The 14,148-nt window shown below is 50.1% G+C and carries 14 protein-coding genes; 8 read left to right on the top strand and 6 right to left on the bottom strand.

Features of this window, described 5'->3' with window-relative positions:
* Positions 1-7 precede the first annotated feature (7 nt).
* The 8 genes from ACN0R8_RS05280 to ACN0R8_RS05245 all read left to right on the top strand — a co-directional run bounded on the left by ACN0R8_RS05280 (position 8) and on the right by ACN0R8_RS05245 (position 7,896).
* Entirely contained in the window at positions 8-967 is a 960-nt protein-coding gene (locus ACN0R8_RS05280) for a TonB family protein (protein WP_417595792.1), read from the top strand.
* Between the two features lie 31 nt (positions 968-998).
* Complete coding sequence (locus tag ACN0R8_RS05275) at positions 999-1,583, top strand: YqgE/AlgH family protein (RefSeq protein ID WP_417595790.1); 585 nt, start codon at positions 999-1,001, stop codon at positions 1,581-1,583.
* A 1-nt stretch (position 1,584) separates the two neighbouring features.
* Positions 1,585-2,025, top strand: a complete 441-nt coding sequence (gene ruvX, locus ACN0R8_RS05270; protein ID WP_417595788.1) for a Holliday junction resolvase RuvX — start codon at positions 1,585-1,587, stop codon at positions 2,023-2,025.
* An 83-nt stretch (positions 2,026-2,108) separates the two neighbouring features.
* The gene (gene pyrR / locus ACN0R8_RS05265) at positions 2,109-2,675 is read left to right on the top strand and encodes a bifunctional pyr operon transcriptional regulator/uracil phosphoribosyltransferase PyrR (protein ID WP_417595786.1); all 567 of its coding nucleotides are present in this window, start codon (positions 2,109-2,111) and stop codon (positions 2,673-2,675) included.
* 129 nt (positions 2,676-2,804) lie between these two features.
* Positions 2,805-3,863, top strand: a complete 1,059-nt coding sequence (locus ACN0R8_RS05260; protein ID WP_417595784.1) for an aspartate carbamoyltransferase catalytic subunit — start codon at positions 2,805-2,807, stop codon at positions 3,861-3,863.
* On the top strand, positions 3,860-5,134 hold the full coding sequence (locus ACN0R8_RS05255) for a dihydroorotase (RefSeq protein WP_417595782.1): 1,275 nt from the start codon (positions 3,860-3,862) through the stop codon (positions 5,132-5,134). Before ACN0R8_RS05260 ends, ACN0R8_RS05255 begins: the two co-directional genes overlap by 4 nt.
* 245 nt (positions 5,135-5,379) lie before the next feature.
* Positions 5,380-6,360, top strand: coding sequence for a chemotaxis protein CheV (locus tag ACN0R8_RS05250; RefSeq protein ID WP_417595780.1), 981 nt, complete (start codon positions 5,380-5,382; stop codon positions 6,358-6,360).
* A gap of 654 nt (positions 6,361-7,014) precedes the next feature.
* Complete coding sequence (locus ACN0R8_RS05245) at positions 7,015-7,896, top strand: WYL domain-containing protein (RefSeq protein WP_417595778.1); 882 nt, start codon at positions 7,015-7,017, stop codon at positions 7,894-7,896.
* Between the two features lie 229 nt (positions 7,897-8,125).
* Here the strand turns inward: ACN0R8_RS05245 and ACN0R8_RS05240 are convergent, their stop codons facing one another.
* From ACN0R8_RS05240 to ACN0R8_RS05215, 6 genes are all read right to left on the bottom strand, one after another.
* Positions 8,126-8,632: a nuclear transport factor 2 family protein gene (locus ACN0R8_RS05240; protein WP_417595776.1), complete on the bottom strand. Its 507-nt coding sequence runs from the start codon at positions 8,630-8,632 to the stop codon at positions 8,126-8,128.
* Positions 8,622-9,386: an SDR family NAD(P)-dependent oxidoreductase gene (locus ACN0R8_RS05235; RefSeq protein WP_417595774.1), complete on the bottom strand. Its 765-nt coding sequence runs from the start codon at positions 9,384-9,386 to the stop codon at positions 8,622-8,624. The genes ACN0R8_RS05240 and ACN0R8_RS05235 overlap by 11 nt, the downstream gene beginning before the upstream one ends.
* A 54-nt stretch (positions 9,387-9,440) precedes the next feature.
* Positions 9,441-10,193 carry a DUF6134 family protein gene (locus tag ACN0R8_RS05230; RefSeq protein ID WP_417595772.1) on the bottom strand — a complete coding sequence of 251 codons (753 nt, stop codon included), beginning with the start codon at positions 10,191-10,193 and terminating at the stop codon, positions 9,441-9,443.
* A 64-nt stretch (positions 10,194-10,257) separates the two neighbouring features.
* Positions 10,258-11,565, bottom strand: coding sequence for a class I SAM-dependent methyltransferase (locus ACN0R8_RS05225; protein WP_417595770.1), 1,308 nt, complete (start codon positions 11,563-11,565; stop codon positions 10,258-10,260).
* Positions 11,566-11,569: 4 nt separating this feature from the next.
* Complete coding sequence (locus ACN0R8_RS05220) at positions 11,570-12,418, bottom strand: DUF1365 domain-containing protein (RefSeq protein ID WP_417595768.1); 849 nt, start codon at positions 12,416-12,418, stop codon at positions 11,570-11,572.
* A gap of 15 nt (positions 12,419-12,433) precedes the next feature.
* The gene (locus tag ACN0R8_RS05215) at positions 12,434-13,927 is read right to left on the bottom strand and encodes an NAD(P)/FAD-dependent oxidoreductase (RefSeq protein ID WP_417595766.1); all 1,494 of its coding nucleotides are present in this window, start codon (positions 13,925-13,927) and stop codon (positions 12,434-12,436) included.
* Positions 13,928-14,148 lie beyond the last annotated feature (221 nt).

Raw genomic sequence — 14,148 nt, 5'->3', positions numbered from 1 at the left:
ACTGATAGTGAACACAGACGCTAGCACTTCGGCTGAGCCTGAAATTCAGGTCGGAGGTCTGCCGCCAATTACGCACCCTGATAGTCAGGTGCGGGCTGTGGATCGTATCGCTTTTACGATATTGCTGGCTTTTGTGATTCATTTTTTGGCCTGGGCTGCCCTGGAGGTTAATCCTCCTGTGCCGAAAGAGCGTTTGTCGAGCCCCCTTCATGTTACTCTGAGCAAGGCACCAGCCATGCCGGTGAATGAACCGGTTAAGCGTATCGCGGAGCAGGACCAGCAGGCCAGTGGCATCGGAGAGCAGGAACAGGAGCCGCAAACCTCAGTGTCTTCATCGCCTCTGCAGAAGAAAAAAACTGTTGATCCGGTTGTCGCTAAGGTAGAGGCTAAGCCTGAAGCAAAAAAAAGCCCGGAGTCAAAGCCGGAACCGCTTCTGAAGTCAAAGCCTGCTTCCGAGACACGACCCAAAGCTAAACCAGAGGCGTCAGAAGATCCTCCACTGGTAACCAGTTTAAGTGATGCCCAGGCTCTTCTCGCCCGTAGCCTTGAGATTGCACGTTTAGAGGCGGAGCAACAGGCACTGGCTGAGCAGTATGCCAAACGCCCAAGAGTCCGAACTATATCAACATTGACTGCGAAAGCTTCGGATGATGCGTTTTACCTGAGACAGTGGCAGGAGAAAGTCGAGCGGGTTGGTAATCTGAACTATCCTGAACGCATCCGCAGAGAGAATCTGACTGGGCGTTTACGGCTGCTGGTTGCACTCAATCCGGATGGTAGTGTCAAAGAGGCACAGATATTAAAATCCTCCGGTCAACGGGTGCTGGATGAGGCCGCATTGGAGATTGTCCACCTGGCGGCCCCTTTTGCCCCTTTTCCACGCTCTATACGCGAGCGTACCGACATTCTTGAAATTATCCGTACCTGGCAGTTCGGGAATGGTAACTTATTTAGCGAGTCGGGCTGATATCCGTCTGGCAAGAGATAAAGGTTAAGTGATGAGTCAGTTTCAAAGTTTGCGTAACCACTTCCTGATTGCGATGCCCCATCTGGAGGATTCCAATTTTTCCGGTACAGTAACCTACATTTGCGAACATAACAAAGATGGTGCCTTGGGTATTGTTATCAACAAAAAATTGTCTCAACTGCCCGTTGCAGAGCTGTTTGCTCAACTTGAGTTACCCAACCCGAACAGTGGGTTGGCTGAATCTGAAGAAGTTGTGCCCGCGATTATGGAGGGTGGCCCCGTTCACCATGAGCGCGGTTTTATCATTCATACCGGTAGTGCGGATGACTGGGAATCCAGTATGACAGTTACCGATGAACTGGCACTGACCACCTCGGTGGATATTCTGGACTCAATCGCTAATCGTCGTGGACCAGAGCAGTTTCTGATCGCCCTGGGTTGTGCCGGATGGGAAGGTGGTCAGCTGGAGAAAGAGCTTCAGGATAATACCTGGTTAACCTGCCCGGCAACGCTGCCTGTGCTGTTTGACGCTCCGGCAGAACAAAAACTTCAGGCTGCTGCCGGTCTTCTTGGTATCGACATCAACTTGATGAGTTCGCAGGCAGGTCATGCCTGATATGAGCAAAGCAAATAACATTGGTCAGAGAACTTTTCTGGCTTTTGATTTCGGTACTACCCGTATTGGTGTTGCTGTCGGTCAGGAGATGTTAGGTACCGCAACGGCGTTGACACCTGTTCCGGCCCGGGACGGCATCCCCAATAAAGAAGTGCTGAAAAAGCTGATCGATGAATGGCAGCCGGATGCCTTTATCGTTGGCCTGCCGATCAATATGGATGGCACCGAAAGTGAAATGAGTCGCCGGGCACGCAAGTTCGGTAATCGTCTTTATGGGCAGTATGGCAAACCCTGGTTTGCTGTTGATGAGCGCGGTACCACTAAACAGGCGAAAAGCATCGCAAAAGATCTGGGGCATAAAGGCAGCTATAAAGATAATCCGGTGGATGGTATTGCGGCCCAGCTGATTTTAGAAGCCTGGTTTGACGCTCCTCAGGGATAAGCACAGACCGAATATGTTACATTTTGCCTCAGACACGCCATCACTTTCTGAGGCGCAAGACTTAGCAAGGATCAGGAACACCCATGACGACTGATATCCCAAATCTGAATCAAAAACAGGAGCGCTTAGTGATACGTTCCAGCGATGATCTGCCAGAGGTAGCGCCTTTATTGGATCAGATGGCTGATGCTCTGCGCCAGCGTATTGAGCGGCTGGGACAGGAGAGTATCGCTTTGGTGGGTATTCATTCCGGCGGTGTCTGGATCGCGGAGCAGCTGCATCAGCGTCTGATGCTGAATGAGCCACTGGGTACGTTGGACATCTCCTTCTATCGTGACGATTATACTCGTGTTGGTCTGAATCCCAGCGTAAAGCCATCCAATCTGCCCTTTGCTACGGAATCCCGTCATATTGTGCTGGTGGATGATGTGATTATGAGTGGCCGTACTATTCGGGCCGCCCTGAACGAGTTGTTTGATTACGGACGCCCTGATTCTGTCAGCTTGGTAACCTTACTTGACCTTCCGGGCCGTGAGCTACCGATACAGCCGGACATCGCCGGGCAGCGACTTGAGTTACCCGAGGGTGTGCGCATCAAGCTAAGTGCTGAGCCTCTGGCGCTAGCGTTACTGTCGCCAGCGACGGCTTAATGTTTTATTGAAACGGCAGTGATGACACTGCCGTTTTTCTGCGCCAGGAAGAAAGCCCGGCGCCAGCCAATTGCAGATAATTAACGTGCTGTTCTTTTTAATGTGTTGTAAGACTGGTGAGAACGACCGATGAAGCCAACAAGCGCCCCGAAAACCCCCTCAGATCCCCGATCTGTCCAGCTGACCGAGGACGGAAAGCTGCGCCACTTTTTAACGTTGGGTGGCCTTAACAAAGAAATTCTGGAAGAGATTCTCGATACCGCAGACTCCTTCGTCAGCATGGGCGAGCAGTCGGTAAAAAAAGTGCCTTTGCTACGGGGTAAGACCGTTGTAAATCTTTTCTTTGAAAACAGTACCCGTACCCGCTCTACCTTTGAATTAGCGGCGAAGCGTCTGTCGGCAGATGTACTGAATCTTGATATCAGCACTTCAGCGACCTCCAAAGGTGAAACCCTGATGGATACGCTGCAAAATCTGGAGGCCATGGGCAGCGACATGTTCGTGATTCGCCATGCGGACAGTGGGGCCCAGCACTTTATCGCCAGTCAGATCTCGCCCAACGTTGCCATCATTAATGCCGGGGATGGTCGCCATGCGCACCCGACGCAGGCGATGCTGGATATGTACACGATTCGTAAACACAAGGGTGATTTTGCGGGGCTTAAAGTAGCGATTGTTGGCGATATTCTGCATTCCCGGGTGGCCCGTTCACAGATTCAGGCGTTGAATATTCTGGGAGCAGAAGAGGTACGCCTTATCGGCCCTAAAACCCTGCTGCCGCAACCGCTGGAGCAGATGGGCGCTTCTCTTTATACCCGCATGGAAGACGGCTTGAAAGATGTGGATGTGGTGATTATGCTGCGTTTACAGAAAGAGCGTATGGACGGTGCCCTGCTGCCCAGTGAGAGTGAGTTCTACCGCCTGTACGGTCTGACCACAGAGAAGCTCAGTTATGCCAAACCGGATGCGGTGGTGATGCACCCCGGGCCAATTAACCGGGGGGTTGAGATTGAATCTGCCGTGGCTGATGGCCCGCAATCACTGATTCTGAATCAGGTAAGTTACGGTATTCCGATCCGTATGGCGGTGATGTCTATGGCGGTGAGCGGACAGACGCAGCAGAAAACAAAAGAAGTCGCTGCCAATGGTGCAGCGGATACAGAGCAGCAAGGGGAGGCCTCCGCATGAAGATAACAATCCGTGGTGGTCGCCTGATTGACCCGGCTCAGCAACAGGATCAGGTAACGGATATCCATATTGATGATGGTCGTATTCTGGCTCTCGGCCAGGCGCCTGCCGGGTTCACTCCGGAACGGACGCTGCACGCCGAAGGTCAGGTTATTGCGCCGGGCCTGATTGATATTGGAACCCACCTGCGGGAACCGGGGCCCAGCTACAAAGGTACCTTACGCAGTGAGACCAAAGCTGCGTTGGCTGGTGGTTACACAACACTTTGCTGTCGGCCAGATACTTCCCCCTGCATCGACAGTTCTGCTGTTGTGCAGCAGATTATGGATAAAGTTGAGCTAATCGGGCAGGCGAAAGTCCGGCCAATAGGTGCGATGACAAAGAACCTTGAAGGTACTCACCTGAGTAATATGGCAGGCCTTCAGCACTCCGGTTGTGTGGCGGTTTCAAATATGCGCAACGCCATCGATAACACGCTTATTCTGCGCCGTTGCTTTGAGTATGCGTCCACCTTTGATCTGCGGGTGGTTTTTTACCCAGAAGACTCCTGGTTACGGGCCGATGGTTGTGCCCATGAGGGTGCCCTGGCCAGTCGCTTAGGGCTGGCAGGGATTCCCGCCGCAGCGGAAGCGATTGGACTGTCCCGTGTACTGCATCTGGTGGCGGTCACCGGGGTCAGAATTCACTTCAGTGCTCTATCCACGGCACAGGCTGTCGAGATGATCGCCAAAGCTCAGGCCAAAGGCCTGCCGGTGACAGCGGATACGACGATGGCGCACCTGACCTATACCGAAGCTGAGATTGATGGTTACAACAGTCAGTTTTTTGTTCAGCCTCCGCTGCGCAGCGAGTCCGATCGTGAAGCGCTGCGTCAGGGCGTACGGGATGGCGTGCTAAGTGTTATCAGTTCTGCTCACTTGCCTCACGAAGAAGCCGCTAAAATGGCTCCGTTCGCGGCGTCAGAACCGGGCATGGCGACACTGGAAACGCTGCTAAGCCAAGGTCTGGAGTTGGTTGAATCCGGTGTGTTCAGTTTGCCGCAACTTATTGAGCGTTTAACAAGCGGTCCGGCAGAGGCGATGGGGCTTAATGCTGGTCAATTAACTGAAGGTCAGTGGGCTGACCTGATTGTTTTTGACCCGGAAGTAAGTTGGCAAGTGAAGGATAGTGACCTGTTTACTGCCGGTGAAAACTCACCGCTGACGGGTTCGACTCTGAAAGGACAGGTGCAGATCGCACTGGTTAATGGTCAGATTGCTTTTGAGCGCTAATCACTGAAATACCAGATCATAATATGGAGAAGCGTTTTGATCGCGAACATTCAGGTTTGAGGTTAAAGCGTCTCCTCTTTTATTAACCATGAATTCTATATGCTATTTATGACTGCTCTGGTAAAGTGACTTTATAAACAGAAACAGCCCTTTTAGGGCGACAGATAACGATCTTTTTATCCGGCAGACAGGCTGGATGATAGGGATTATTTACCTGATAACGGGAAACTTCGGAGAGGGAGCTTATGAGCGCTGTCAGCCCGGAAAAACAAGAGATTCTGTTAGAAAGTGGTACTAACGAGCTGGAAATCATAGAGTTTCAGCTGCGTAAGCAACGCCCTGATGGAACAGAAAAAATTAGTCACTATGGTATTAATGTCGCGAAAGTTCGTGAAGTGATCCGGGTTCCCGAAACCACAGATTATCCTAACCCTCAGCCGCACCTGGTAGGGGTTTTCTCCCTGCGTGACAACCTGATTCCCTTGGTTGATCTGGGAGGGTGGCTGGGTGTGAAAACTCCGAGTGCCTTCGAAACCAAGAATGTCATCGTGACTGACTTTAACCGTATGGCGAATGGTTTTTTGGTGGACAGTGTCAGCCGGATTCACCGTATCTCATGGGAAGAGGTTGAGTCTCCGAGCCAGTTCCTTGAAAGTGGCGAGCAGGATTGTGTCGTTGCTGTTGTACGTCGTGATGACCGACTGATCATGATTCTCGACTTTGAGAAAATTATCTCGGATATCAATCCGGAACTGAGTATGGAAAAGTACGACGTCAAAGAAGATCGTAAAGTGATCATTGATGATCGTATGACAGCCAAACGCCAGGCTAATACACTGCTAGTGGTGGATGACTCTGCTTTTATTCGTAAGCTGATTGAAACCACTCTGCGTACGGCGGGCTATAATGTTATTGCCGCTAAAGACGGGGCAGATGCTTATGAGATGCTGCAGGAATTTGAACTGGTCGCTGAAGAGGAGCACCTGCCGGTCAGTGATCTGGTGAGCATGGTGATTTCTGATGTAGAAATGCCGCGCATGGATGGCTTGCACCTTGTCAAACGTCTGCGGGAAGGTAAAGCTTACCGCACCACACCGATTGTGATGTTCTCATCCATTATGAGTGAAGAGAACCGCCGCAAAGCCCTAAGCCTGGGTGCCAACGACACCATGACCAAACCCGAGATCGGTAAGCTGGTAGGCTTGGTGGATGGCTATCTGTTGTAACGCTTATCTCTGACAGAATCGCATAACAAACGCCCGGCTGTGAAAACAGCCGGGCGTTTTGTTGGTTACATTAGCGTTGAGGTGCAGATCTATAATGAGTGCATACTTGCTCCCATTTTCCAAGTCTAAACCGAGGGTAGCTAGTTACCCGAACAGTTTTAATTCTCATTAGGATTCTCCTAGAGTGTTGAGGAAGGATCTCTTGAAAATTAGGGCACACACAGCTACTATATTTATGCTAAATATTTAGTTTGCTTACATGGGACTGAGTCTTCCTAGTGTAAGTCCATAAAAAGCTTGTGGAGAGCTTTTTATTACCCCAATGAAATAGGTATAGGTGTGGAGCTTATGCCTACTTCTCTCTTCTGACTCCTTTGTATGATCCTCCGTCTTTCTTTACGCTCATGATTTGGCCCGTTGCTGTATCTCGTTTGGCCCACAATCCAGATGGTGTCTGGAATTGGCTCCTTCCTCTTACTGCTCCGGCTCTTCTGTTGTCCCCGTAGGGTTTGTTTGTTGCCATATGGTTCTCCTGTTTAGGTAAGTTAAAGGCATTACTTTCATTGTTTGATTAATATATCCGATCATTTTGATCAGGTCAACGATTTATCTTTGTGTTACTCTGGTGTTGTTTTGATGATGTATGGAGGTGTTATGGACTTTCCGCGGTCAGTTGCCAGTCGTTTGGAATATATTGAGTTTCTAATCCAGTTTCGAGGTTATGTATCAAGAATTGACCTCATGGATTCTTATGGCATTAAAGAAGCAGCTGCCACAAGAGACTTTAAGTTGTATAACGAAATTAGTCTTGGTCTGAACATGGAAATGAATAAGGCAAGCAAACGGTGGGAGTTGAATGCTGAAACGTTTGAGCCTTGCTTTGAGCTTTCAGCGCAGACGGCTTTATCCAAATTACGGAACTCTAGTATTTCTAAGGCTGTTGGTCTGGAGAGTGGGGTAGAAGCACCTAATCGCTTATCGCTCCCTAAAGTTGAAATTCTTTCTACGATAACCAGAGCAATTGCAAATAAAACAGCGGTTGAAATTGAGTATGTAGCGGCATCCAGAAGCGGAAAAAAAATCCAAATATCGCCTCATGCAATTGTTGATAATGGTATTCGCTGGCATGTTAGGGCTTATGATCGTGTAGAGAATAGGTATTGGGATTTCGTATTAGGACGTATAAAAGCGGCACAAAATATGAAGGAATTAATCTCACCCGATGAAGGTGTCAATGGTGATATTCAATGGAATCGAAAAGTTAAACTTATTCTTATGCCGCACCCCAACAAAGAAAACTTACAAAATAGAGAATCTATTCTTTGTGAGTATGGCATGGATGAGAATGGAGAGAGAGAGGTTTACGTCCGAGCTGCAGTTGCAGGCTATTGGCTAAGATTGTGGAATGTTGATTGTTCTAAAGAGCACTCTGGTGAAGGGAAGCATTATCAGCTGTGCTTGAAAAACCCTGAAACACTATACGATGTTAGTAGCGCAGCAATAGCTCCCGAGTTTGACTCTCACCTAGTTTTATAAGAGTTAATGAGCTTTATCGAGGAGTAGTTTGAAACGCTAGCTATTCAGCTTCTGCTTTTACTGGCTATCAGGCATAGAGACTATGAAAGGGCACATTTAAGCAGGTAAAACAGAAGTGTAGGATGGTGCGAAGACCTATCTCATAGCGGTTTCTCTATGAGCCTCTGCCCATCCTACCAATAATTCCTTTCATAGACTGAGAGGCGTTTTACATGTGCATATTGCTGGTTCAGCCCTTCCCCGCATTCGCCACTTTGGCTTTGATCCAGCCCGTGATACGGCCAAAAAACGGCAGTTTCTCGTAGAAATGCTCACCCGCATCCCAGAAGTCGGTGTGGTGGGTGATACGGCCTTCCTCATCCTGTTCAATCTCGCTGACGCCGGGAAACTCCCATAGCCCGATAGTGTCCAGATGGCCGCTGAAGCGCCATTTCACCAGATAGTGCCGATTGTGCAGTTTGTCATGTTCCGGGTGTTCAAATACCGCTTCAATCAGGAAGCGGGCATCGGTAACGGACTGGTGAAAGTGATTCAGTAACCGGCATAAAGCATCCGGGCCATTGATACGCTGGAAAGGGTCTTTGAAGACAATATTGGAGTGCACCAAGTGAGCGATATCCGCGGAGGTAAGCGGTTTGGTATGTTGGCCTCCCTGGAACAGTTTAAAGTACTGTCTTAGTTGCTGATGCAGTTGATCCTGTTGGTGGGTTTGTTCTGCTTCGGCATTAGCGTCCATGGCCGGTACCTCTGTTGATCAATGGAAAGAAGATACGATCAGGTAACCATTTTAGCACACTCATGGCAATGGCCATGGGAGCCGGGAAGACAATTTCAAAGCGTTTGCCGGACAGGCCCTTGATGATGGTACTGGCCGCCTTTTCCGCACTGATCAGAAACGGCATATCGAACTCATTTTTATCGGTCAGCGGTGTTTTAACAAAGCCAGGGTTGATCAGGCGGATATCAACACCGGAACGGTAGAGTTCGGAGCGAAGCGATTCCGCCATATTGATCAGAGCTGCTTTACTGGCACCATAGGCACTGGCGGTCGGCAACCCACGGTAACCGGCAACTGAGGCAACAATCGCGATCTGTCCACTTCCTTGCTTCAGGTAATGGGGCAGTAAAACCTCAAGTGGTATCGCTGACCCCAGGGTGTTGACCTGTAAGAGTTTCGCTATTGTGTCTGCGCTGAACGCTTTGGCTGCCATTGCCTGGTGGGTGCCAGCATTGAGAATGACGCGATCAGGCAGTCGCTCCTGTTCAATCAGTTGGTTAAGAGATGTGATCACCTGGTTTTTATCCGTTACATCACAGGGCAGTACCAGGATTCGTCCGGTCAGGCTGGCAGCTTCATCGGCGACGTTTTGCAGGCTTTCAGAATGTCTGGCGCTTATGGCTACGGTTTTTCCGGCTTTGGCGTAGGCCAGAGCAAGGGCTTTACCTATTCCTTGGCTGGCACCGGTAATCCAGATCAGTTCCTGTGACATGTGAATACCTCGTTTTTTCGATATAGGGGGAAGATCTGTATTGAATGGATCGGCTTAGTCGGGGTAGCAGCGCTGACAGTTCAGTTGAATGGTTGAGCCATCATCGGCAATAAAGCGCATTCTTAACCAGCGCTGATCATGGGTGTACCAGACCCAGGTGTCTTTCAGATCTCCTGTGTAGCGGTAACGGGTAGTGAGTACCTTCTCGCGCCCATCGGAAATCCGCTCAAGGTCTTCTTTTTTCAATTGAATCTGATTCAGCGCTCCGGTAAGGGAGTTAAAGAGCTGGCTTTGCTGAATAATGCCGTAGTTATAGTGGTTGCTTAACGCCAGATTCTGCGAGCCGTTGGTTAACGGTTTAACGGATTCGTTGGCGGGCTTACCTTTTGGCGACTGCCTTAAGCCTCCACGCCAGAAGGGCAGGCCACTGGTATCCTGAGAGCGTTGCAAAAAAGTTTCACTTAACTCGCCATTACGATCAATCCGACTGGTGAAGTGCGTCATCTGATCATTTTGCCAGTGCTCAACACCCAGATAACGGAAACGGTATGGGAAAAAGAGAAAGGCTTTAAAGTCGAGTGCCATTCGGCTTTCAACGCGCCAGCTCTGATCCGTGCCTTTAAACGCGACCTGATACTGACCTACGGGCTTGTCGTTGCGGGTGACATTAAATTCCAGGCTGTCACCATATAACTGTTGCCAATAGCTGAGGTTATGGAAAGGCGTCTGAGGTTTAGAGGTAGATTGTTCAGGCAGGGTCGTCTCTGCCTGAAGGTTAAGGCTGAAGAGCAGCAGCATGGTACCCATAGTACTGAGCACCTTCCTGCTTGCTGGAAAAGATCTGGGGAGTAATCTCCGGTAAATCATGGCATTACTCCGGCTTTTTCAGGCGGAACAGGTAAACATCGATACTTCCGTGGCGAAAGCCGCTTTCGCAGTAGCATAGGTAATAACGCCATAGTCGCCGGAAGCGTTCATCAAACCCCAGGGGTTTAATGCCTTCCCAGGCGGCATCAAAGTTGTTGCGCCACTCAGAAAGTGTGCGGGCGTAGTCCTGCCCGAAGGACTGGAGAAAATTAAGATCCAGGCCTGTCTGCTCAGCTTGCTGCTGTACAACTTCCGGCGTCAGTAACATACCACCGGGGAAGATGTAGCGCTGAATAAAGTCGGCATTGTTGCGATAGTTTTCAAAGCGTTCCCTGTCAATGGTGATCACCTGGATCACGGCTTCGCCACCGGGCTTCAGGCGGTCATAGAGTGTTTTGAAGTAGGTGGGCCAATGCTCTTCTCCAACCGCTTCAAGCATCTCGATGGAGGCGATCTTGTCGTACTGCCCTTCGATCATTCGATAATCGGTCAGTGTTGCTTCACCCCGGTTATCCACAGCCCGATGCTGGAGCCGTTGCTGTGTCCAGTTAAGTTGCTCTGTGGATAAGGTAACACCGTGGTACTCACTATCCTCATGCTGTGTCAGCAGGCGTTCAGCAAAACCGCCCCAGCCGCAGCCGATCTCCAGAACCTTATCTTTGGGCTGAATATTGAGCAGCTCCAGAATACGGTCATATTTATTGTGCTGTGCACTCTGCAGCGTTTCCTTAGGGTTGCGATACAGCGCCGAAGAGTAGGTCATGCTAGGGTCGAGCCACTGAGCATAAAACTCATTACCCAGATCGTAATGCGCAGAAATATTACGACGACTGCCTTTCAGGCTATTGTCATTCAGCCTGTGCAGCAAACGATGTAGTAAGCGGCCAAAGGCGCTACCTTCAAATACCTGATCCAGTGCCTGAGTGTTATGCATCGCCCATTCGGTCACCTGAAGCAGATCATCGGTTTCCCAGTCGCCCTCGATATAGGCTTCACCCCAGCCCAGAACCCCGGATATATAGGCTTTACGGATGGCAGCAGTACTCTTGATGCGAATTGTCGGGGCGGGAGTTGATTCCTGAATATCACCAATATGGACGGCACGGTTGTCAGGCAGTATCAGCGTCAGGCGACTGAGGCGGGCTTTCTGCATGCTATTGATCAGCCAGCGCCAGAATGGGTGGCGAACCGGGCGAGTGGCGACTTTATTTCTGTTAGGTCGTGAGCCCTCGGTTGTAAAGGTTGTTGCTGATCCGGCAGGGCTTTCTGATCCGGGTTGAGCTTGAGTTGCAGAGCGTGAATGGAACAGCATAGGATTATTCCTCTTTTGTTGTCATAGCCAGAGGCTGACCTTTGGTAACGAGTGGCGGCTTAGGGATCTCTTTGCGGCTTACCAGCGGAATTTTTTTCAGCCACAGACGCAGAGCCTCCCAGTGAATGCCTGCTATGACCTTATAGGTAAACAGGGGGCGTTTAAGAGTCATCGCCACCAGACCTTTGGCGGTCAGCGGGGTGCTCTTTCCGGTGAGTGTGGCATTTAACAGCAGACCTTCACGGTCCTCCTGACGAATCAGTACCTTGAGTACATCCCCCGGTGTGGCGATCCGAAAACGGTACTGACAATCCATATTGATAAAAGGCGAGACATAGAAAACCTTGTCAGCCTGATGGTGCAGGGCCGATTTTTCACCGACCTGAACTGGCTTGGCTTCTACCGAATAAATATGCTTCTGGCTGAAGGTATTGCTCACCTGATAAAGCGTGGTGTAAAGCTCGCCGGCTGCGTTGTAGCAGAAGAAGATGCAGAGCGGGTTAAAGCTATAACCCAGGTGTCGTGGCATACATAACAACTCAATACGTGATGCAGGCGCGCAATGGCTATCCGCCAGCAGGCGCTGGACATGCTGCTTTATCGTATCGCCTTCGTGAGCAACATAGTCCTTATCGTAAAGACTGAACAGGCCGGAATGGTTGTGGCCGAACAGGTTCAGGCCAAACCTTTTCCCAAAATGGTTTTCCAAAGCATCCAGCTCGTCCAGATCCAGCAGAAAGGTGCCGGTTTTATAAACAAAGCGGTGTCGTACCGGTTTAACCCGGTCGTGCATCACGGTGCTGTAATAGAGACGGCTGCGAAAGCGGAGCTCTTCTGAGTCGGTATCTTCCATCGTTCGTTCCTTCGATTAGCTGGCGTTGGATTGGGGGCTGCTGTCGGTCAGAACCTTGTGAACCCCAGTGGGCTGATCCGATACAGCTTGCTGGCTGGTTGATATATGTTCCGGCCAATGAATACGACCGGATTCATTTTTAACCTGCCACGGGCGACGTACATCACCCAGGGCCTCAGCAACCGCAAGGCCGGACTGCAGACCGTCTTCATGGAAGCCAAAGCCAAAATAAGCACCGCAAAACCAGGTGTGATTCTGACCCTGAAGTTTATGCAACTCCTGTTGGGCCGCCATGGCATTTTTATCAAATACCGGATGGTCATAAAGAAAACTGCAATGAATACTGCCCTCTGCCGGTTCTGTCGGCGGGTTTAAGGTCACAATCAAAGGCTGATCTGTGTCCAGAGGCTGAAGTTTGTTCATCCAGTAACTGACGGCCAGTGATTGCTGGTTATGCTGCTCTCCTTTGCTGCCCCGCAGGTAGTTCCAGCTAGACCAGACTTTCCGGTTTTCAGGCATCAGCTGGGTGTCACTGTGCAAAATCGCCTTATTGCGCTGATACGAGAAGGCTCCCAGCAGATGCTGTTCCTGCTCAGTCGGGTTGGTTAACAGCTGAAGTGCTTCATTAGCATGGCAGGCAAGAACCACCTCATCAAACTCGCGCAGCTCTCCACGGGAGTCCACTACAATGACTTTATCAGTGTCGCCAGCTTTACCACTGGGGCGTATCACCTGACGTGCACCGCGATTGCAGAAAGCAGCGGGCTGAATCTCACGGACCAGCTTACTGACATACTCCCGGCTACCGCCGCGAACCGTGTGCCACTGAGGTCTGTTTTCCACCTGAAGCAATCCATGGTTCTGGCAAAAATTCAGGAAAGCCCGTGCCGGATAATCCAGCATCTGATCCGCAGGCGTTGACCATATGGCTGCCCCCATCGGTATCAGGTGCAGATCCCTGAAATCATCGGAATAGTGATACTTTGCAAGCAGCTCGCCCAGAGTCATCTCTTCAGGGAGGCTGTTTTGCCAGCTACTGCACTCTTTGTAGAAGCGCAGTACATCCTTCAGCATGCGCCAGATGCGAGGGTTAAAAACATTGCCTAATGTTGGAAATATACCGGACAGGCCATTACCGTTGTACTCGATAGCGCCTTTTTCTGCAGACACGGCAAAAGACATATCTGTTGCAGGAGCGTCAACACCGATATGTTTAAACAGCGCTGTCAGGTTAGGATAGTTCACCGGATTAAAAACGATAAACCCTGTATCCACCGGAATGGGGCCATCCTTCGTTTTGACTGTAACTGTGTTGGAATGGCCGCCAAAGCGGTCATCTTTTTCGAACAGGGTGACGGCGTGTTTTTTGCTCAGCAGCCAGGCCGCAGACAGACCCGAGATACCCGAGCCAATAACGGCAACCGTTTTGCCACGGGAGCTGTTGTTGGTTGGTTGAGCGTCAGATGCGGTAATGTCAGACGCTGATATACCGGTAACTGTAGAGACCATAACGATGCTCCAAATAAGCTGATGTTCAAATTACGTGCATTGACTGGCTTTACGGCTGATCAGTATGAGCAGATCACTTAATGGTGTTCAGCTGATATCAGGCCGGACTCCTTTCTTAGGAAAAGCTTGTAAAATAAAGCATAGCGTTAAATGATCTTCAAAAGCTTTATTCCTGGATGGTCTGTTCAGGTGGAGGCTGTTAAATGGAAGTGAATCGATAA

Origin of the sequence: Oceanospirillum sp. (assembly GCF_048265165.1) — a bacterium.
Lineage (GTDB): Bacteria > Pseudomonadota > Gammaproteobacteria > Pseudomonadales > Halomonadaceae > Oceanospirillum.
Note: the sequence above shows the minus strand (reverse complement) of the source record. Positions and strands in the feature narration are given on the sequence as shown.

What these genes read in the sequence shown, in the direction of transcription:
- ACN0R8_RS05275 (WP_417595790.1), top strand. Translation starts at nt 999, where the DNA reads ATGAGTCAGTTTCAAAGTTTGCGTAACCACTTCCTGATTGCGATGCCC.
- ruvX (WP_417595788.1), top strand. Translation starts at nt 1,585, where the DNA reads ATGAGCAAAGCAAATAACATTGGTCAGAGAACTTTTCTGGCTTTTGAT.
- pyrR (WP_417595786.1), top strand. Translation starts at nt 2,109, where the DNA reads ATGACGACTGATATCCCAAATCTGAATCAAAAACAGGAGCGCTTAGTG.
- ACN0R8_RS05260 (WP_417595784.1), top strand. Translation starts at nt 2,805, where the DNA reads ATGAAGCCAACAAGCGCCCCGAAAACCCCCTCAGATCCCCGATCTGTC.
- ACN0R8_RS05255 (WP_417595782.1), top strand. Translation starts at nt 3,860, where the DNA reads ATGAAGATAACAATCCGTGGTGGTCGCCTGATTGACCCGGCTCAGCAA.
- ACN0R8_RS05250 (WP_417595780.1), top strand. Translation starts at nt 5,380, where the DNA reads ATGAGCGCTGTCAGCCCGGAAAAACAAGAGATTCTGTTAGAAAGTGGT.
- ACN0R8_RS05245 (WP_417595778.1), top strand. Translation starts at nt 7,015, where the DNA reads ATGGACTTTCCGCGGTCAGTTGCCAGTCGTTTGGAATATATTGAGTTT.
- ACN0R8_RS05240 (WP_417595776.1), bottom strand. Translation starts at nt 8,632, where the DNA reads ATGGACGCTAATGCCGAAGCAGAACAAACCCACCAACAGGATCAACTG.
- ACN0R8_RS05235 (WP_417595774.1), bottom strand. Translation starts at nt 9,386, where the DNA reads ATGTCACAGGAACTGATCTGGATTACCGGTGCCAGCCAAGGAATAGGT.
- ACN0R8_RS05230 (WP_417595772.1), bottom strand. Translation starts at nt 10,193, where the DNA reads ATGGGTACCATGCTGCTGCTCTTCAGCCTTAACCTTCAGGCAGAGACG.
- ACN0R8_RS05225 (WP_417595770.1), bottom strand. Translation starts at nt 11,565, where the DNA reads ATGCTGTTCCATTCACGCTCTGCAACTCAAGCTCAACCCGGATCAGAA.
- ACN0R8_RS05220 (WP_417595768.1), bottom strand. Translation starts at nt 12,418, where the DNA reads ATGGAAGATACCGACTCAGAAGAGCTCCGCTTTCGCAGCCGTCTCTAT.
- ACN0R8_RS05215 (WP_417595766.1), bottom strand. Translation starts at nt 13,927, where the DNA reads ATGGTCTCTACAGTTACCGGTATATCAGCGTCTGACATTACCGCATCT.